This window comes from Amycolatopsis sp. NPDC051758 (assembly GCF_044453095.1).
Classification (GTDB): domain Bacteria; phylum Actinomycetota; class Actinomycetes; order Mycobacteriales; family Pseudonocardiaceae; genus Amycolatopsis.
Genome location: NZ_JBITCJ010000021.1, coordinates 43,695 through 61,134, shown reverse-complemented (window position 1 = coordinate 61,134; position 17,440 = coordinate 43,695). Strand labels below are relative to the sequence as shown.

The 17,440-nt window shown below is 71.4% G+C and carries 18 protein-coding genes; 13 read left to right on the top strand and 5 right to left on the bottom strand.

Going from position 1 to position 17,440, the window contains the following annotated elements; translation table 11 throughout:
* Positions 1-6 precede the first annotated feature (6 nt).
* The 5 genes from ACIA5G_RS50760 to ACIA5G_RS50740 all read left to right on the top strand — a co-directional run bounded on the left by ACIA5G_RS50760 (position 7) and on the right by ACIA5G_RS50740 (position 3,962).
* Positions 7-945: a VOC family protein gene (locus ACIA5G_RS50760; RefSeq protein WP_395937240.1), complete on the top strand. Its 939-nt coding sequence runs from the start codon at positions 7-9 to the stop codon at positions 943-945.
* Positions 945-1,886: a fumarylacetoacetate hydrolase family protein gene (locus ACIA5G_RS50755; RefSeq protein WP_395937238.1), complete on the top strand. Its 942-nt coding sequence runs from the start codon at positions 945-947 to the stop codon at positions 1,884-1,886. The genes ACIA5G_RS50760 and ACIA5G_RS50755 overlap by 1 nt, the downstream gene beginning before the upstream one ends.
* Positions 1,887-1,904: 18 nt before the next feature.
* On the top strand, positions 1,905-3,056 hold the full coding sequence (locus ACIA5G_RS50750; protein WP_395937236.1) for an alpha/beta hydrolase family protein: 1,152 nt from the start codon (positions 1,905-1,907) through the stop codon (positions 3,054-3,056).
* 178 nt (positions 3,057-3,234) lie between these two features.
* The gene (locus tag ACIA5G_RS50745) at positions 3,235-3,795 is read left to right on the top strand and encodes a DUF1062 domain-containing protein (RefSeq protein ID WP_395937234.1); all 561 of its coding nucleotides are present in this window, start codon (positions 3,235-3,237) and stop codon (positions 3,793-3,795) included.
* Positions 3,792-3,962, top strand: coding sequence for a hypothetical protein (locus tag ACIA5G_RS50740; protein ID WP_395937232.1), 171 nt, complete (start codon positions 3,792-3,794; stop codon positions 3,960-3,962). Before ACIA5G_RS50745 ends, ACIA5G_RS50740 begins: the two co-directional genes overlap by 4 nt.
* Before the next feature lie 83 nt (positions 3,963-4,045).
* On the opposite strand, the gene ACIA5G_RS50735 is transcribed toward ACIA5G_RS50740, so the two are convergent.
* A complete protein-coding gene (locus tag ACIA5G_RS50735) occupies positions 4,046-4,504 on the bottom strand; it encodes a DinB family protein (RefSeq protein WP_395937230.1) in 459 nt (152 codons plus the stop codon).
* 5 nt (positions 4,505-4,509) lie between these two features.
* On the bottom strand, positions 4,510-5,307 hold the full coding sequence (locus tag ACIA5G_RS50730) for an alpha/beta fold hydrolase (RefSeq protein ID WP_395937228.1): 798 nt from the start codon (positions 5,305-5,307) through the stop codon (positions 4,510-4,512).
* 90 nt (positions 5,308-5,397) lie between these two features.
* Here ACIA5G_RS50730 and ACIA5G_RS50725 point away from each other — a divergent pair, with 90 nt between their 5' ends.
* From ACIA5G_RS50725 to ACIA5G_RS50715, 3 genes are all read left to right on the top strand, one after another.
* The gene (locus ACIA5G_RS50725) at positions 5,398-6,069 is read left to right on the top strand and encodes a GntR family transcriptional regulator (protein WP_395937226.1); all 672 of its coding nucleotides are present in this window, start codon (positions 5,398-5,400) and stop codon (positions 6,067-6,069) included.
* An 87-nt stretch (positions 6,070-6,156) separates the two neighbouring features.
* A complete protein-coding gene (locus ACIA5G_RS50720) occupies positions 6,157-6,615 on the top strand; it encodes a MarR family winged helix-turn-helix transcriptional regulator (RefSeq protein ID WP_395937224.1) in 459 nt (152 codons plus the stop codon).
* Positions 6,616-6,666: 51 nt separating this feature from the next.
* Positions 6,667-8,025 carry an alpha/beta hydrolase gene (locus ACIA5G_RS50715; RefSeq protein WP_395937222.1) on the top strand — a complete coding sequence of 453 codons (1,359 nt, stop codon included), beginning with the start codon at positions 6,667-6,669 and terminating at the stop codon, positions 8,023-8,025.
* Here ACIA5G_RS50715 and ACIA5G_RS50710 read toward each other — a convergent pair whose 3' ends face one another.
* Positions 8,026-9,855, bottom strand: a complete 1,830-nt coding sequence (locus ACIA5G_RS50710) for an FAD-dependent oxidoreductase (protein ID WP_395937220.1) — start codon at positions 9,853-9,855, stop codon at positions 8,026-8,028.
* Between the two features lie 127 nt (positions 9,856-9,982).
* Positions 9,983-12,118, bottom strand: a complete 2,136-nt coding sequence (locus tag ACIA5G_RS50705) for a PQQ-binding-like beta-propeller repeat protein (protein WP_395937218.1) — start codon at positions 12,116-12,118, stop codon at positions 9,983-9,985.
* A gap of 265 nt (positions 12,119-12,383) precedes the next feature.
* On the opposite strand from ACIA5G_RS50705, the gene ACIA5G_RS50700 reads away from it, so the two are divergent.
* Genes ACIA5G_RS50700 through ACIA5G_RS50685 form a run of 4 tightly spaced genes read left to right on the top strand, consistent with a single transcriptional unit; the run spans position 12,384 to position 15,599 of the window.
* Positions 12,384-12,527, top strand: coding sequence for a hypothetical protein (locus tag ACIA5G_RS50700; protein ID WP_395937216.1), 144 nt, complete (start codon positions 12,384-12,386; stop codon positions 12,525-12,527).
* Positions 12,512-13,201: a pyrroloquinoline-quinone synthase PqqC gene (pqqC, locus tag ACIA5G_RS50695; RefSeq protein WP_395937214.1), complete on the top strand. Its 690-nt coding sequence runs from the start codon at positions 12,512-12,514 to the stop codon at positions 13,199-13,201. The genes ACIA5G_RS50700 and pqqC overlap by 16 nt, the downstream gene beginning before the upstream one ends.
* Positions 13,198-14,586 carry a pyrroloquinoline quinone biosynthesis protein PqqE gene (gene pqqE / locus ACIA5G_RS50690; protein WP_395937212.1) on the top strand — a complete coding sequence of 463 codons (1,389 nt, stop codon included), beginning with the start codon at positions 13,198-13,200 and terminating at the stop codon, positions 14,584-14,586. The genes pqqC and pqqE overlap by 4 nt, the downstream gene beginning before the upstream one ends.
* A gap of 38 nt (positions 14,587-14,624) precedes the next feature.
* Complete coding sequence (locus ACIA5G_RS50685; protein WP_395937210.1) at positions 14,625-15,599, top strand: ThuA domain-containing protein; 975 nt, start codon at positions 14,625-14,627, stop codon at positions 15,597-15,599.
* Positions 15,600-15,610: 11 nt separating this feature from the next.
* Here ACIA5G_RS50685 and ACIA5G_RS50680 read toward each other — a convergent pair whose 3' ends face one another.
* Positions 15,611-16,462 carry an SAM-dependent methyltransferase gene (locus ACIA5G_RS50680; protein WP_395937208.1) on the bottom strand — a complete coding sequence of 284 codons (852 nt, stop codon included), beginning with the start codon at positions 16,460-16,462 and terminating at the stop codon, positions 15,611-15,613.
* 405 nt (positions 16,463-16,867) lie between these two features.
* On the opposite strand from ACIA5G_RS50680, the gene ACIA5G_RS50675 reads away from it, so the two are divergent.
* Positions 16,868-17,413 carry an EF-hand domain-containing protein gene (locus tag ACIA5G_RS50675; protein ID WP_395937206.1) on the top strand — a complete coding sequence of 182 codons (546 nt, stop codon included), beginning with the start codon at positions 16,868-16,870 and terminating at the stop codon, positions 17,411-17,413.
* The last annotated feature ends 27 nt before the right edge of the window (positions 17,414-17,440 follow it).

Here is a 17,440-nt window from a genome sequence, read left to right as displayed (position 1 = left end):
ACCGTGATGACCGATCGCCTGATCACCCACCTGCGGCACGTCGACCTCGCCGTGCCGGACCTCGCCCGCCAGCGCGACTTCTACACCGGTGCCTGGGGCCTGACCACCGAGCACACCGACACCGGTGTTGCGTTCCTCGCCGCGGAAGGTTCGCCCGAGCAGTACGTCGTCCGGCTGCGCCAGGCCGCCGACAAGCGGATCGACCTCATCGCCTTCGGCACCGCCACACCCGCCGACGTCGACACCCTCGCCGCGCGCCTGGCCACCGCCGGTGTCACCCTGGTCCACGAACCACGCGTGCTGCAGACCCCCGGCGGCGGGTACGGGTTCCGGTTCTTCGACAACGAGGGCCGCACCGTCGAGGTCAGCGCCGACGTCGCGGTCCGCGCCCACCGCGCGGTCGAGGCGGGGGAGTCGATCCCGGTCCGGCTGTCCCACGTCGTGCTCAACTCGGCCGATCCCGCCGGCACCCGCGCCTTCTACGAGCGTCACCTCGGCTTCCGCCTGTCCGACACGCTGACGCACCCGCGGATGGGCGAGATGATGTGGTTCCTGCGGATCAATGCCTGGCACCACAGCGTGGCCATCGCCCGCGGGCCGCACCCGTCGCTGCACCACGCGTCGTTCGAGCTGCGCGGGCTCGACGAGTACATGCGCGGCACCGGGCGGCTGCTGCGCGCGGGGGTGGAGAAGATCTGGGGGCCCGGGCGGCACCTGGCGGGCAACAACACCTTCAGCTACTTCCTCGACCCGCACGGGAACACCGTCGAGTACACCACCGAGCTGGAGCTGGTCGACGAGGACAGCTGGCACCCGCACCTCTACGACTTCACCCGGCCCGAGGTGTCCGACCAGTGGGGGACGGCCAACGCGATGAACGAGTTCGTGGCGTCCCGGTCGTTCAACGACGTCGACAAGGGCCTCTTCGTGGCCCCGCCGCTCTGATGCGCTTCGCTACCTACGAGCAGGCCGGCGAGGTCCACGCCGGCGTGGTGTCCCCGGCCGGAGTGCATGTGCTGGCCGGCACCGTGCTCGAACTGGTGCGCGGCGGGCTCCCCGCGGCGCTGGACACCGGAGCGGCGGCGCTGGCCGGACCCGCCGTGCCGCTCGACGAGGTCCGGTTGCTGCCGCCGCTGGAACCGCCGTCGGTGCGGGACTTCGTCGCGTTCGAGGAGCACGTGGAGGGCGTGGTCGCTTCCGTCGGCGACGGCGGCGGGGTGGTGCCGGAGTGGTACGAAGCACCGGCGTTCTACTTCACCAACCCCTGCGCGCTGGTCGGCGCGCACGACGACGTCCCGGTCCCGCCGGGCTCGCAGCTGTTCGACTTCGAGCTTGAGGTCGCCTGCGTGGTCGGCCGGGACGCCGAGTCGCCGACGCCGGAGGAGGTGGAGATCTTCGGGTACACCGTCCTCAACGACTGGTCGGCGCGCGACCTGCAGCGCCGCGAGATGAAGGTGAACCTCGGCCCGGCCAAGGGAAAGGACTCCGCCACCACGCTCGGCCCGTGGCTGGTCACTGCCGACGAACTGGAGTCCGCTCGGGACGATGACGGGTTCCTCGCGCTCGACATGCGCGTTTCGGTGAACGGCGTCGAGATCGGCCGGGACGTGTTGTCCGGCATGGGCTGGCCGTTCGAAGAGCTCGTCGCCTACGCCGGCCGCGGCACCCGGGTCCGTGCCGGGGACGTCCTGGGTTCGGGGACGTGCGGTCACGGCGGCTGCCTCGCCGAGCTGTGGGGCCGGCGAGGCGCGCTGGACCCGCCGCCGCTGCGCCCCGGCGACGTCGTCGAGATGACGGTCGAAGGGATCGGGACGATCCGGAACACGGTCGTCCCGGGCCGCACCCTGCCCCCGGTCCGCCCGGCGCGTCCGCGCCGGATCCGCTGACGAGCAAAGGACAAGCTCTTGTTCGAATACTTCCCCGGCAACTACGTCTGGAACCTCGGTGTGGTCGCCGCGCTCAACTCCGGCGGCCTGATCGACGAGGTCGACCGCGCCTGCCGCCCCATCCGCGAAGCCGCCGCCCGCGGCTCCGACGCCGGCACCCCGGACTTCCTGCGGGCCTGGACCGCGTTGACGGACCAGCTCGTCACCCAGGCCGAAGCCGCCGAGAAGGCGGGGCACACCCGCACCGCCGGGCAGCTGTACTTCCGCGCCACCAACTACCTCTGCCAGGCCGAGCGCATGCTCGCCCACTCGGACCCGAACCGGCTCCCCACCTACCGCCGCGTGCTGGAGCTGGCGCAGAAGTCGTTCGACCTGCGTGATCCCCGCATCTCGCGCGTCGCGATCCCCTACGAGGGAACAACTTTGCCCGCCTACTTCAGCGCGGCCCCGGCCACCGGCGCCGGGCCGGCGCCGGTGATCGTGCTCGTCAACGGGCTCGACTCCACGAAGGAGCACATGTACGGCTCCTCGCACTGGGAGGAGCTGGCCGCACGCGGCATTTCCTGCCTGATGCTCGACCAGCCCGGCACGGGGGAAGCCCTGCGCCTGCAAGAGCTCACGGCCCGCATCGACAGCGAAGCCTGGGCCGGCGCCGCGGTCGACTGGCTGGAGCAGCGCGCCGACGTCGACCCCACCCGGATCGGCATCGTCGGCTGGTCACTCGGCGGTTACTACGCACCCCGGGCCGCGGCGTTCGAGAAGCGGTTCGCCCTCTGCGTCGCCTGGGGCGCCAACCACAACTGGGGCGCGGTGCAGCGCCGCCGCCTCGAGCGCGAGGGTGAGCGCCCGGTGCCGCACTACTGGGAGCACGTGCTCTGGGTCTGGGGTCACGACGACCTCGACACCTTCATCAAGTTCGCCGACGGTGTGCACCTCGACGGTGTGGTCGAGAAGATCACCGTCCCGTTCCTCGTCGCGCACGGCGCCCAGGACCGGCAGATCCCGCTGGAGTACGCGCACCGCTCGTACGACCAGGCGGTCAACTCGCCCCGGCGCGAGCTGCGCGTGTTCACCCCGGAGGAAGGCGCGACCGAGCACATCGGACTCGACCACCTTCCGCACGTGAGCACCTACATCGCCGACTGGGTGGCCGGCGTGTTCACCGCCTAGAAATTCGGTGGAGCAGTGGCACGGTGCGTCGTTACCGTGCTGCTGACCCGAGCTGTCCAGTCGAAGGCCTGCCGTTGTACATCCTGTGAGACCTCCCGAGCGCTGATCTTGTCGCGCGTCGCGCCTCGGCGCCGCGCTCCTTTCTGCTGCGGATTTCTCACTGAACAGGTGTACTTCTGTGCTCGAAAACTGGGCCGTCGTGCCCATCTGCCTGCCGCTCGTCCGCCGCCGGTGCCACGTGTGCGCCGCCGAGCGCTTCCGGGCCGGCGGCAAATTCCGGGTCAACGCCAACCACAAACTCATCGACGTCTGGCTTCTCGTGCTCTGCACCGAGTGCGGGGAAACGGTGAAGCTCACGGTCCTGGAGCGGGTGAAGGTGCGTTCCGTCCGGCCCGAGCTGCTGGACCGGCTGCACGACAACGACCCCGGCCTGACGGCTGAACTGCTCCAGGATCCGTTCGTGCAGCGCCGCAACCGCATCACCCTCGACTGGGACGACGCTTGGCGCCTCGAAACCGGCGGACCGGATCACCGGCACCACGAGGTGATCGACGTGTCGGTCCGCTTCGCGGCGCGGATCCCGGTCCGGCCGGTGCGACTCATCGCCGAAGGGTGCGGTCTTTCGCGTGGTGAGGTCGAGCGGCTGATCATGGCGGGGAAGCTCGTTTCGGCGATCCGGTTGAGCGGCAAGCTCTCCGGCGACTTCACCTTTACGCTCAAGCGCGGTGAACCCCGGTGAGCCGCGTCTGGATCAGCTCGATCCGGACGCGGCCGGCAGTCTGCACAACAGCGGTCCGGACGCCGGCCTCGGGCACCTCGAACTGCTCGACGACCTCGGTGAAGCCGAGCGTCGTCGGCGACGACCCCGACCGGGTGGTGATGGCCGTGCTCGCCGTCCTGCGGTGACAACCTGGGCGGCCAGGCAAGCCGCCGGTGCCGCGACGGCGCGCATCCCGCACCTCTATACGCACCAAAGCGAAACCGGCGACTCAATGGTGCAGCAGCACGTCGCGGGTCAGCTCGAGCTGGCCGTGGTGCTGGGCCAGCTCCTCGTACACGTGCTGCAGCGCGCCACCCTGGGAACGCCCGGCCGGCGTCTCCCGGTACTTGGCCGGCGCCGGCGCGCGCAGCGGCTCGGTGGGTGCGGCTGCGGCCAGGTCGGCGCGGAGCTGCTCCTTGGCGGCGGTGACGCGTTCGACGAGCCCGGCCACCGGGCCCGCCGCGGTGAACTCGGCGTCCCGGTCGCGGACCACGGGGCGGCCGGCGACCAGCGCGCCCGCCCAGAAGTCGAGTACTCCCAGGCAGTGCGTGACGATCGCGAACGGCGTGTTCGCGCCGGGCAGGGGTGGTTGCCGGTTGGCGTGCTCGTCGCCGAGCTCCGTGAGGACCGCCGCCATCCCGTCGAGGGCCCGGCCGGCGAACCAGAGGTAGTCCTCGTCGCTGATCACCACGGTCAGCTCGCCGTACCGACGCGGGTGACCAGTTCGCGCACGGTCGCGAGGACTTCGTCGGGGTGGTCGAGGTGCACGCTGTGCGTGGCGCCCGGCCAGTTCACCACGGTGCCGCCGAACGCGGTGGCGAGCCGGTCGTGGGCGCGCCGGACGGCGTGGTCCGGCTTGCGGTCGGCGGTCACCACCACGGCCGGGAGCCGCGGGAGGTCGGACTCCCGCAGGCCGCGGGCGAGCTCGGTGGTGCCGCGGACCGCGCGGGCCAGCGTCGTGATGTCGAGCTCCGCGGTGCGCGCGAGCGCGGCCGCGCAGTCGGGCCGCAGCTCACGCCCTCGTCCGCTCCGCAGGGCGGCGGAGCGGACGGCCTTGGCCAGCAGACGGCGCAGCCCGGGCACGGCGGCCAGCGTCCCGAGCACGCCCATCACGCGTTCCAGGCGGGCGCACGTGCGGGCGTCGTTGATCGGAGTCGGATCGAGCAGGACCAGGCCCGCGACCTGCTCGGGGTGATCCCGGGCGAGCAGCACGGCGACGGCGCCGCCGAGGCTCTGCCCGACCACGACGGCCGGGCCGTGGCCCAAGCGGTCGAGCACCGAGCTCAGGTGGTCCGCCGCGCCGGCCAGCGAGCCGTCCACAGTGGACGCCCCGGTGCCCGGGCGGTCGTGCACGATCACCCGCGCGCCGGGGTCGGCGATGAGGCCCTCGACCAGGCCGGGGAAGAAGCCGTCGCAGGCCTCGGCCCCGCCGGGCAGGAGCAGCACGGGCGGACCGGACTCGCCGTGGACCCGAACTCCCTCGATCTGCATGTGCGCCCCTCATCGTGGTCCGACTGTCTCCGATATTGTGACACAATCTGGCCGTGTACTGTGACCGGATCGCCGAACCGAAGGGGAGCCATGGATGGGGCCGCCGCGCCTGAGCGGATTGCCGCCGCGGTGCGCGACGAGCTGCTCGACGGCGCGCACCCGGTCGGCACCCGGTTCCGCGAGGAGGACCTGGCGGAACGCTTCGACGTCGGCCGGCACACGGTCCGCTCGGCACTGCGGCTGCTCGTCGAGCGCGGTCTGGTCGTCCACGAACGCCATCGCGGAGCGGTGGTCGCGCCGCTGACCAAGGCGCGCATCGACGAGGTCTTCGACTACCGCAAGGTGCTCGAGCTCGGCGCGTTGCGGATGGCGCTGGACGCGGGCGCGGACCTGGGACCGGTGCTCACCGAGGTGGAACGCCTCGAAGCACTGGCCGAACGGACGCCGCGGCCGTCGTGGCGGGAGCTGACCGGGGTGCACAGCGCCATCCACCAGGCGATCGTCGCGGCCGCCGGCAACCAGCGCCTGCTGGACAGCTACCGCCACTGCGAGGACGAGGTGCGGCTGCTGCTCACCTTCGTCCGGCCGGACTTCGACGCCGCGAGCCTGGCCGCGGTCCACCGTGGACTGGTCGAGAAGCTCCGGCTGGGCGGGGAAGCCGCGACGGACGCGTTGACCGAGGACATCGACTACACCGGCCGGGCCGCGTTGCTGACCGCGCTCCACCGCGCCGAGGAGAGCGCGCGCCTGCTCGGCCACTGACCGTCGTTCTGGCGGGATCGGCTCCGCCGGGCTCGCTCCGGGCATGTCGTGCGCGCCGGGCGCCCGGCCGTCGGTCACCATGGAGCCGTGTCTCAGCCCGTACCTTCCCCGAGCCCGGCCGGGCCCGGCCTGCTCTACCTGGTCAAGCAGCTCGAGCTCGCCGTGCGCGCCCGGCTGGACGAAGTGCTGCGTCCCGTCTCGCTGACGCCGTTGCAGTACACCGCGCTCACCGTGCTGGAGCGGCGGTCCGGCCTCACCACCGCGGAGCTGGCGCGGAACTCGTTCGTCACCGACCAGGCGATGGCCGACATGGTGGTCGCGCTCGAGCGGCGCGGCTTCATCGTCCGCGAAGGCGATCCGCGGGACCGGCGGCGGCGCGTGATCGGGTTGACCGGCCCCGGCTCGGCGGTCCTCGACCAGGTCCGCGACGACGTCGCCGCGCTCGAAGAGCGGATGGTCGCCCGGCTGAACCCGCGGGACGCGGCCCGGTTCCGCGAATACGTCGTCACCTGCCACGCGGCCCTGGCGGACCGGCCGTCCCACTGAATAAGTACAGGAAACCTGTACATCTCCGGGAGGGCGTGGCACCCTGCTCGCATGAGCATGCGCTGGTGGTACGGCCGCGTGATGGCGCTGGCCGGAGTGATCGTGATGGCGATCGGCCTGACCTCAGGGGTCGCGGCCGCGAGTGAGCACCACACCGGGCAGCTGCCGGACGGCGCCACCTGGGTCGCCGACGTGCCGGCCGCCTGGAACGGCACGACCATCCTGTACAGCCACGGTTTCGGCCCGCTCGCCGCCCAGAACGCGCCGAACGAAGAAACCCGCCAGGCGCTGCTCGGCAGCGGGTACGCGCTGGTCGGCTCGTCCTACAGCGGCCCGTCGTGGTGGGCACTCGCCTCGGCCGTCCACGACCAGTTCGGCGCCCTGGCGGCGCTCGAGCGGCTGACCGGCCCGCCACGGCGCACGATCGCGTGGGGCACGTCGATGGGCGGCCTCGTCAGCGCGCTGGAAGCCGAGGACGGCGGCCGCCGGCTCGACGGTGTGCTGAGCACGTGCGGGCTCGTCGCCGGCGGCCTCAACCTGAACAACTACCAGCTGGACGGCGAATACGCGCTCGCCCACCTGCTCGCGCCCGCGCAGAACGTCAAGCTGGTCCGGTTCGCCAACCCGGACGAAGGCAGCGCCTCCGCCGCGGCGCTGACGAAGATCACCACCGACGCCCAGGCCACCCCCGCCGGGCGGGCCCGGATCGCGCTGGCGGCGGCCCTGATGAACGGACCCGGGTGGTTCACCGGTGCGACGCCGCCGGCGCCGGCCGACTACGCGGGCCAGGAAATCCAGCAACAGCAAGAACTCGCGCAGCTCGTGCTCGGGTTCGTCGTGGCCGGCCGGTACCAGATCGAGCTGGCGGCGGGCGGGAACAGCGCGTCCACCGCGGGGGTCGACTACCGCGCGCTGCTGACCGGCAGCAGCCACGCCCGCCAGGTCCGCGCCCTCTACCGGACGGCGGGTCTCGACCTGGACGCCGACCTCGCGGCGCTGACCCGCGACGCCGACATCCGGCCGGACCCGCAGGCCGTCCGCACGCTCGCGCGCACGTCGATGGTGACGGGCCGCCTGCGGGTGCCGACGCTGAACATCCACACCACGGCCGACCAGCTCGTGCCGGTGGAGCAGGAGGACTGGTACGGCGGGCGGGTGCACCGCGCCGGCGCCGGACCGCTGCTGCGCCAGGCCTACGTCGGCGCGACGGGCCATTGCGCGTTCCGGCCATCGGAGTCGATCGCGGCGCTGCACGCGCTGGAGTCGCGCATCACGACCGGCCGGTGGGGAAGGGTCGCGGAGCCGGATCGGCTCAACCAGGCCGCGGAAGGACTCGGTGGGGGAGGGCGGTACGTGCGGTTCGACCCGCCGCGGCTGACGGGCGGGCTCGGTGAGCCGGGACGTCCGTGATCACCGGACGATCGCGGTGGCGGCCTGACGTCCGGCCGCCACCGCCTCGCGGATGTTCCGTGGCGTTCCGGTGGTCACCGTCGCATCGGCCAGCCGGGCGGCCGGTGCCGTGCGGTCCGAGACCAGCACCGGGCCGGGTGCGTCGAGCCACCCGCGATCCGTGCGGATCCGGTCGGCGGTGATCTCGAGGACCTCGACACCCAACCGGACTTGCACCTTCGGCTGGTTCAGCAGTCTCGGCACGGCCAGGATCTTCGCCCGCCGCCCGGACTCCGGCGCGATCTCCGTCTCGGCACCGAGGAGGAGAACGGCCACGCCTCGAGCCGCGAGGGTGTCGGCGACGGCCATCCCCGCGGTGTCCGCGCCCCAGATGACGCACTCGCGCGGATCCGGCAAGTCCGAGCGCAGCCACGTGCGCAGGCTGTGCACCCGCGCCAAGTCTTTGCCTTCGACGTCCGGGATCACCGGCACACCGCCGGTCGCGTTGACCACCGGCGTGCTCGCTCCCGGTTCGTATCGCGTCCCGAGCTTCAGCGTGACACCGAGGCGGTCCAGCTCGGCGGCCGACCAGTCGAGGAACCGGCTGAACTCCGGCGTCGACTTCATCTTCGCGGCCAGGCGCATCGCTCCGCCGAGTTCGCGGTGCTCGTCGACCAGCGTCACGCGAGCGCCTTCGAGGGCGAGCTCCCGGGCCGCGGTCAGCCCGGCCGGTCCGGCCCCGACCACCGTCACCTCCGGGACCGCCGGCACCGGCGGCAGGGGTTCGCCGGCGGCCGGGTTGACCGAACACCCGACCGGGCCCTGGCCGAGGTTGTCGATGCAGACGTTGCACGCGATGCACGGCCGGTAGGAACGGCCGGATCCCAGGGCGGCCGCGGCGAAGGCCGGGTCGGCGTGCAGCGCGCGAGCCAGGCTGACGAAGTCGGCCGTCCCGTCCGCCACCAGCCCGGCCGCGGCTTCGGGTGAGGCGATGCGGCCGGCCAGGCCCAGCGGCAGCCCGAACGCGCGATACGGCTTCGCCAGCTCACGCAGGAATCCCGGCTCCCACTCGCCGGACTGGACGATCCACTCGCCCGCCTCGTAACTGCCGGCGGAGATGTCGAGGAAGTCGAGCCGGTCCAGCGACACCCGCTCGATCAGCGCGAAGGTGGCGGCGGCGTCGAGCCCGTCTTCGACGCCTTCCACGGCCGAGAAGCGGATTCCCAGGGTGGTGTCCGGAACCCGTTCGCGGATCGCGGCGAGCACCAGGTTGAGGAACCGCACGGGGTCGGCGAACTCGTCCGTGCGGTGGTTGCAGCGTGGTGACAGGAACTGGTGCACCAGGTAGCCGTGTCCGGAGTGGACGGACAGGACGTCGACACCGGCCGCGGCACACCGGGCCGCCGCGTCGGCGAACGACGTCACCAATCGGTGGACGTCGTCGGTGGTGAGTTCGTGGGGCAGCTCTCCGCCGGCGACTTCGCACGGCACCGGCGACGGGGCCACACAAGGGTGTCCGCTGACGCGGCTCTGCGCGGTGCGCCCGCCGTGGTTCAGCTCGCAGCCGACGAGCGCGCCCTCGGCGTGCATGCGCGCCACGAACTCCGCCAGCGGCGGGACGCACGAGTCGTCGTGGGCGCCGAGCTGGTTCGTCCGCCCCTTCCCGTCGGCGCGGACGTAGGTGGCTTCGGTGAACACGAGGCCGACCCCGGCGCGGGCGCGTTCGAGCAGGTAGTCGGCGTACCGGGCGGTCAGGTGTCCGTCGGTGTCGCCGTAGTTGCGTTCCATGGGCGCGGACACGAGCCGGTTGGGCAGCGTGCTCCCGCCGAGGCGGAGGGGCTGTCCGAGCAAGGGCGCTCCTCGAGGCTTGACACCGCCGCCGGCGGCGCTCAGGATCTCCGGTACTAACCGGATAGTTCATAACGCTGGGCGCGACGCGGAGGAGGTGCCGGTGGCCGTCCGCGTCGCGCTGCCGCGCTCAGGTGACGACGATCTTCCCGGTGCTCTGCGGGTAGATCGGGTCGTTGTAGAAGAACTCGCCCTTCTTCGTGAAGGTGTGCTTGAAGGACTGCCCCGGCATCAGCGTGCCGCTGTCGAACTCGTACTCGAAGAACGACACCGCGCCGTGGGCGGAGGCGTTGCCCGCCGGGTTGACGAAGGTGATCTCCGTGCCCAGGGGAACGCTCAGGTTCTGGGGCGCCATGGCCGTCTGCGCGACGGTGTTCTCCTGCGCGCCCGGCGCCCCGGCGGTGGTGTCCCAGACGCGGCCGAGCGTGACGGTGTTGTGGGCGGCCGCCGCGGTGACCGCCGCGGCGCGGATCTGGTTGCGCTTCGACGGGGGAGTCGGCGCCGCGGCCGGCGGGACCTTGCCGCCGAGCTTGAACGCCCAGAGGTGGTCACCCTTCGGGATGTCGGGGTAGGGGAGGCCGTTGCCGCCGGCGAAGACCGCGAGGTACTGCTGGCCGTCGACCTCGTAGCTGATCGGGCTGGTGTGCACACCCGCGCCGCACTGGAAGTGCCACAGTTCCCGCGCGTCGGTGTCGTCCATGCCGATGAGGACGCCGTCCGGGCCGCCCTGGAACATCACCCCGCCGCCGGTGGTGAGGATGCCGTTGCCGTGGGCCAGCGACCACTGGCTGTCCTTGCGCCACACCAGTTTGTTGGTGCGTGGGTCGACCGCGGCGAGCCCGCCCGCGAAGTATTCGCCGTAGGGCCGTGCGGTGTTGACCCGGCCGCCGGTCGTGTTGGAGTAGGCGGAGTTGATCAGGCCGTAGCCCACGTAGACCCAGCCGGTGCCGGGGTTGAAGGAGACGTGCGACCAGTCGGCGCCGCCGCCGGCCCCGGGGAAGATGATCGTCGCGCGGTCCCAGTGTGTCGCGAACAGGCCGCCGGTCGGGTAGAAGGGCACCGGGCGGGTCGAATTGTCCAGCCGCGGCTCCTGCGGGACGAACGGGTCGCCCTTCGGGAACGGCTGTGTCGGCGCGGTCTTGTGCCGCGGGTCCTGGGGGACCGGGCGTTCTTCGATGCCCTGCACCGGTTTTCCGTCGGTGCGGTCGAGGATGTAGTACATGCCGACCTTGCTGCCGTACACGAGGACCTTGCGCAGCCGGCCGTCGATCCGGAGGTCGATCAGGACCGGGGACATCACGTTGTCGTAGTCCCAGATGTCGTGGTGCACCGACTGGAAGTGCCAGCGGCGCTTGCCGGTCTTGGCGTCCAGCGCCACCAGGGAGTTGGCGAACAGGTTGTCACCGCCGCGGGTGGAGCCGTTCGTGCGGGGGTAGGGGTTGCCGAAGGTCCAGTAGACGGTCTTGAGCTCGGGGTCGATCGCCGGGTGGATCCAGCAGACCGCGCCGCCGGTCTTCCAGCTGTCGCCTTCCCAGGTGTCACCGCCGAACTGGTCCGGACCGGGCACCGCCCAGAACGTCCACGCGATCTTGCCGGTGGCCGCGTCGAGCGCGTACGCCCGCCCGCGCGCGCCGGACGTGCTGCCCTGCATGCCGACGTAGATCAGGCCGTCCCAGTAGACGACCGCGCCCGCGAGCGTCCCGGTCGTGCCGCCGCACTGCCCGTTGGCCGGGTCGCACGGCTCCGGCGTGCCCTGGCCGGGATCCTCGGTCAGCAGCTGGGTCTTCCACACCACCGCGCCGGTCTTCTGGTCCAGCGCGTGGAGGATGTTGGCGCCGGAGGTGGAGAACACCTTGCCCTGTCCCAGTGCGACCCCACGCATGTTGGTGCGTTCGGCGCCGACGTTCGTCTTCCACTTGACCGCGCCGGTCCGGCCGTCGACGGCGAACACGTTCTGCTGGGTGGTCTGGACGTACAGGACGCCGTCCTGCGCCACGATCGTGCTCTGCTGCGCGCTGGAGGTGTCGCCGCCCTCGAGGTTGACGTGCCACGCGCCGCCGAGCCGGTCGAGCGTGCGCCGGTTGATCTGGTTCAGCGGGGTGTGGTTCTGGTTGCCGAGATCGCCGCCCACCTTCGGGAAGTTCGCCCCCGGCGCGCCGAACGAAGCGGGCTGCTTCGGGGTGTCCGCCGCCGCGGGCTGGGAGCCGAGCACGGTGCCCAGCACGGTCGCTCCCGCCGCACCGGTCAGGAATTTCCGACGATCCATCGAATTGCCCTCTCTTCATTGAGGAACAGCGCTGCGAGGAGTGATCGAGGCGAAGTCAAATGGTCCGCCTGGTGGTACTCATGACCCGAGAGACGGTTGAGCTTAAAACGCCTGGCCGGTCTCTTGCAAGGGTTCGCGGATTGTGTTCCGCCTCTTGTCCGCCACCGGGGCCGGGGGTACTGTCCGGAACACCAGGCGGGTCGATCGGTCCGCTAGGTGGACCTGTCGGTCTCTCTGTCCCGTTGCCGTGAAGAGGAGCGTCAGCATGTCGTCGGTACTGGAATCCGTTGCCACCGAAGAACTCGTGCCCGTTTTGCCGAGCTGGTCGGAACCCGTCGTCGAGTGTTACGAAACCCGCCCGGAGGTGACGGCCTACGCCGCTGACGGTGGGCCGTGGAACGCCCGCTGACCGAGGCGGAGTTCACCGACACCCTGCTCGGCCTGCAGAAGCGCTACTGGGCGCACCACCCGTTCCACCTCCGGCTGCACGAAGGTGGTTGTGAGCCGGCCGAGCTCCGCCGCTGGGTGGCCAACCGCTGGTACTACCAGAAGTGCCTGCCGCAGAAGAACGCCGCGATCGTCGCGGCCTGCCCGCTGCCCGAGGTGCGGCGCGAATGGGTGGGCCGCATCGTCTTCCACGACGGCGAGCGTGACGGTGAAGGCGGGATGCAGCAATGGTTGCGTTTGGCCGAAGCGGTCGGGCTGAGCCGGGCCGAGGTGCTCGACGAGCGGCACGTGCTGCCCGGCGTGCGCTTCGCCGTCGACCGGTACCTGGACTTCTGCCGCACCAAGCCGTGGATCGAAAGTGTGGCCGCGGCGCTGACCGAACTGTTCTCGCCGGACCACATGGCCGACCGGGTGACGGCGTGGCGCACGCACTACGGCTGGATCGAGCCCGCCGGGTTCGCCTACTTCGACCGGCGGATCCCCGCCGCCCGGGAGGACAGCAGCCGCACCCTCGACCTCGTGCTCACCCACTGCGTGAGCCGTGCCGAGCAGGAGGCGGCGATCCGCGCGCTGGCGTTCAAGTGCGACGTGCTGTGGGCCGTGCTCGACGCGGTGGACTACGCGGGGCGCTCATGAGCGTCACGACCGGCGACCGGCCGGGCCTGCGCCGGGGTGTCCGGCTGGGGTTCGACTCCGTGCGCGGCCGGCCGGTGCTGCTGTTCCCCGAAGGGGTGCTGCTGCTCAACAAAACCGCCGTCGCCGTGGTCGAACGGTGTGACACCCTCCGCACGGCCGGGGAGATCGTCGAGGACCTCGGCGCGTCGTACGCGGGTGTCACCGCGGGGTCGGTGCTGCGGACCCTGGCGGATCTCGAGGCACGCGGCCTGATCGGCACCGGGTCCGGCGTCTTCCCGGCGCGACCGGCTTCCGTGGTGACGGGGGAGACCCCGCCGTCACCCCGAGCGCCGGTTCCGCTGGGCCTGCTCGCCGAGCTCACCTACCGCTGTCCGCTGCAGTGCGGCTACTGCGCCAACCCGCTCAACCTCGGCGACTACCACGACGAACTGGACACCGGGACCTGGACGAGGGTGTTCGAGCAGGCCCGCGAACTGGGCGTGCTGCAGGTGCACCTGTCCGGGGGCGAGCCGGGCCTGCGCCGCGACCTGCCCGACCTGGTCGCGGCCGCGCATCGGCTGGGGATGTACACCAACCTCGTCACCAGTGGTCTTTCGTTGTCCGGCAAGCGGATCGCGCAGCTCGCCGAGGCCGGGCTCGACCATTTCCAACTGTCCCTTCAGGACGCCGAAGCCGCGCCCGCGGACGTCATCGCCGGCCGCCGGGCGCACGAACGCAAGCTGGCCGTGGCCGGGGCGGTGCGGGCAGCCGGCCTGCCGCTGACGATCAACGTGGTGCTGCACCGGGCCAATGTGGACCACATCCCGGCGATCGCCGGCCTCGCCGCGCGGCTGGGCGCGGACCGTCTCGAACTCGCGCACACGCAGTTCTACGGCTGGGCCCTGCGCAACCGCGCCGCGCTCATGCCCGGCCGCGACCAGGTGGACCGCGCGACCGCCGCCGTCGCCCGGGCACGGGAAGAACACCCTTTCGAGATCGTGCACGTTGCGGCCGACTACTACGACCCGCGCCCGAAACCGTGCAACTACGGGTGGGGCGCCCGGCAGCTGGTTGTCACCCCGACCGGCGGTGTGCTGCCGTGCCTGGCCGCGGAAACCCTGCCGGAGCTGGAGATCCCGTCGGTTCGCACCCGGTCGCTGTTGTCGATCTGGTACGAGTCGAGTGCGTTCCGGCGGTTCCGCGGCATCGACTGGCTCCCGGACCCGTGCCACAGCTGCGCGCTCAAGGAGATCGACTTCGGCGGGTGCCGGTGCCAGGCGTTCCAGCTGACCGGGGACGCCGGGGTCACCGACCCGGTCTGCGAGCTTTCCGAGCACCACCAGCTTGTCCTGGACCAGGCCGGCGCTCCGGCGCCCGGACCGGTCGTACCCCGGCGGATGTCGTGAAGGTCCGCAAGTACTCGAGATCCAAGGATGGCAAACCCATGAAGAGACGATCGGCGACGGTCTTGACCGCGCTCGCCAGCGCGACGGCGGCGGCACTGACCACCATGCTCGCGTTCGGCCTGCCCGCGTCCGCCCACGACGGCGACAGCGCGAAGACCGGTGCGACCGCCCTCGGTGACCCGGATTACGGCGTGTGCCGCGGCCTGGATGCCCGGTGTTACCACAACTGGGGCAACTTCGACCTCAGCAAGGGCGTCAAGGTGCTGGTGTACACCCGCACCCCGGGACCGCGGCACGCCAACCTGGGCCCGGCCCTCGCGCCCGGGCTGAACCCGCCGCTCACCGACGCGAACGTCGCGCAGAAGGCGATGGTACGGCTCGGGCAGGAGAACGGGTTCACCGTCGACTGGACCGAGGACGTCACGCAGCTGGCCACCCCGAACGCGTTGTTCAAGTACAACGCGGTGGTCTTCCTCAGCACCAGCCGCGACACGCTCGACGACGCGGCGCAGACGTCGCTGCGGCAGTACGTCCGCGGTGGCGGCGGGTTCGTCGCGATCCACAACGCGTTCGGCACCGAGTACAACTTCCCGTGGTACGAAGGCCTGCTCGGCGGGGCCAACTACTACGACCACGGCCCGGCCCAGCCCGGGGTGGTGCAGACGGCCGACCGCAACGACGTCTCGACGAAGGGGCTGCCGAACCGGTGGGCCTTCACCGACGAGTGGTACAACCTGGTGCCGTTCCCCACGAACGTCCGGATCCTGGCCAAGGTCGACGAGAAGAGCCTCGCGAAGGGCGTCAAGGGCTCGATGGGCCACCCGGGCCACGGTGACAACCACCCGGTGGCGTGGTGCCAGTACTACGACGGCGGCCGCTCCTGGGTGACAACGCTGGGCCACGAGGCCTGGGCGTTCACCAACACGACCACGGCGGACGGGGCGGCGTACTTCCAGTCGCTGATCGTCAACGGCATCAAGTCCGCGGCCGGCGCTTCGCCGTTCTGCCGCTGACGCGCCGGGTCCTACCGCAAGTCCTGCTCGCGCTTGACACCGACGCCGCCGAAGGCCAGGTGCTGCGCGGGCAGCGGCTTGCGGAGGACCGGGCCGTCGGGCCACCACTCGTCGAGGCGCGCCACCCCCGGTTCGAGCAGGTCGAGCCCGGTGAAGAAGCGCCGGACGTCGGTGTCGGTGCGCACGCGGATCGGGCGGTGGCAGAGCGATTCCCAGGTGTGCTCGATCTGCCGGGCGAGGGCCCGGTGCCCGCCGGGAGCGTCGGGATGGGACCAGCAGCTGAGCGCGAGGGCCGATCCCGGGGGCAGAAGCTCCCGGTAGCCGGCCAGCGCCGTGGCCAGGTGCTCGTCGTGCGGCTCGTGGTGCACGCCGGCGGTCATCAGCAGCGCGACGGGCCGGCTGAGGTCGAGCGCCGAGCGCACCGCTTCGTGGGTGAGCAGCCGGTGCGGATCCAGGTGGTCGGCGTGCACGACGTCGGTGTTGTCGTTGTCGTCGAGCAGGGCTCGCCCGTAGGTGACGACGAGGCGGTCGGTGTCGGTGTAGACGACCTTCGCCTCGCGGTTCTGCCGCTGCGCGGTCTGGTGCGTGTTCTCCCGGGCGGTGGGCAGTCCGGCGGCGCAGTCCAGGAACTGGTCGAACCCCCGGGCGGCCAGCAGCCGCACGACGCGCACGTGCCACGCCCGGACGGTGCGGAGCAGATCGGTGAAGCCGGGGGCGGCGTCTTCGAGCTCGCTCAGTGCGAGGCGCTCGGCGGAGTAGTTGTCCTTGCCGCCGAGCGCCGCATCGCGGATGCGGGCGGGCGACGCGACCGTGTGGTCCCACGAGTATTCGGCGAGCAGGTCGCAGTCGGGCGCGAGAGTCATGCGACCTCCGGGGGACAAGGGGGACAGGGCCGGACCGACTGGCAGTCTAATGACTCTGGTAACAGTCATGACCAGAAGGCGCGTCCACGAAAGAATGGTTCGTCTTCGCGTGACTACGACACAAAGTGGTCCTGTCTCCCGGGCTCCGGCGGGTTGCCGCCAACATTGGGCCGTTGGGGCAAAAGGTGCGGTCACCGCTCGTGTTCCTGCTGCGGATGTCACCGGGGCGCACGATCGGCAAACCGGCGTCATACGGTCTTGTGAGTCCTTTCCCGATCGGGGCCGGTGGTCCCCGGAAACCGTGGGCGTCCGGCTGCGGAGGGTGGTGATCACCGTTCTCGTGCGAGGACGGGGCGGCTGGCTAGCGTGACGCGCTGCCAGCTCTTCCCGAACGAAAGGACTTCGATGTCCCAGGATCTCCTCGAACGCAAGTGGTCGAACTTCTTCCGGCACTTCGACGCCGACGGCAACGGCTTCATCGAGCACGACGACTTCGTGCTGCGGGGTGCTCAGGTGGCCGCCGCGTTCGGGTACGCGACCGAGACGCCGGCGGCGCAGGCCGTCACCTCGGGGTTCCGGCGCGTGTGGGAGTCCCTGGCCGGCAACCTCGACACCGATGGTGACGGCCGGGTGTCGCGCGAAGAGTTCACCGGCGGTATGACCGTTTTCGCCGATGGCGACCGGTACCAGGACCTGTTCCAGCCGGCGATCGACGCGCTGCTGGCAATGGGTGACGCCGACGGCGACGGGCAGCTGAGCCAGGCGGAGTGGGTGCGCCTGCAGGTCGGTTACGGCACGGCGCAGGCCGACGCCGAGTACACGTTCGGCCTGCTCGACACCGACGGCAGCGGCTTCCTGACCCGCGACGAGATCTCGGCCGCCACCCGGCAGTACTTCACCAGCGCCGACCCGGAGGCGCCGGGCAACGGCCTGTACGGCCCGCTGGCCTGACCCACCGCCGCCACCGGCCGTCCCCGC

Bases quoted from the DNA above. Each gene is read 5' to 3' on its own strand.
- ACIA5G_RS50760 (WP_395937240.1), top strand. From the start codon at position 7: ATGACCGATCGCCTGATCACCCACCTGCGGCACGTCGACCTCGCCGTG.
- ACIA5G_RS50755 (WP_395937238.1), top strand. From the start codon at position 945: ATGCGCTTCGCTACCTACGAGCAGGCCGGCGAGGTCCACGCCGGCGTG.
- ACIA5G_RS50730 (WP_395937228.1), bottom strand. From the start codon at position 5,307: ATGCAGATCGAGGGAGTTCGGGTCCACGGCGAGTCCGGTCCGCCCGTG.
- ACIA5G_RS50725 (WP_395937226.1), top strand. From the start codon at position 5,398: ATGGATGGGGCCGCCGCGCCTGAGCGGATTGCCGCCGCGGTGCGCGAC.
- ACIA5G_RS50715 (WP_395937222.1), top strand. From the start codon at position 6,667: ATGAGCATGCGCTGGTGGTACGGCCGCGTGATGGCGCTGGCCGGAGTG.
- ACIA5G_RS50705 (WP_395937218.1), bottom strand. From the start codon at position 12,118: ATGGATCGTCGGAAATTCCTGACCGGTGCGGCGGGAGCGACCGTGCTG.
- ACIA5G_RS50700 (WP_395937216.1), top strand. From the start codon at position 12,384: ATGTCGTCGGTACTGGAATCCGTTGCCACCGAAGAACTCGTGCCCGTT.
- pqqE (WP_395937212.1), top strand. From the start codon at position 13,198: ATGAGCGTCACGACCGGCGACCGGCCGGGCCTGCGCCGGGGTGTCCGG.
- ACIA5G_RS50685 (WP_395937210.1), top strand. From the start codon at position 14,625: ATGAAGAGACGATCGGCGACGGTCTTGACCGCGCTCGCCAGCGCGACG.
- ACIA5G_RS50680 (WP_395937208.1), bottom strand. From the start codon at position 16,462: ATGACTCTCGCGCCCGACTGCGACCTGCTCGCCGAATACTCGTGGGAC.
- ACIA5G_RS50675 (WP_395937206.1), top strand. From the start codon at position 16,868: ATGTCCCAGGATCTCCTCGAACGCAAGTGGTCGAACTTCTTCCGGCAC.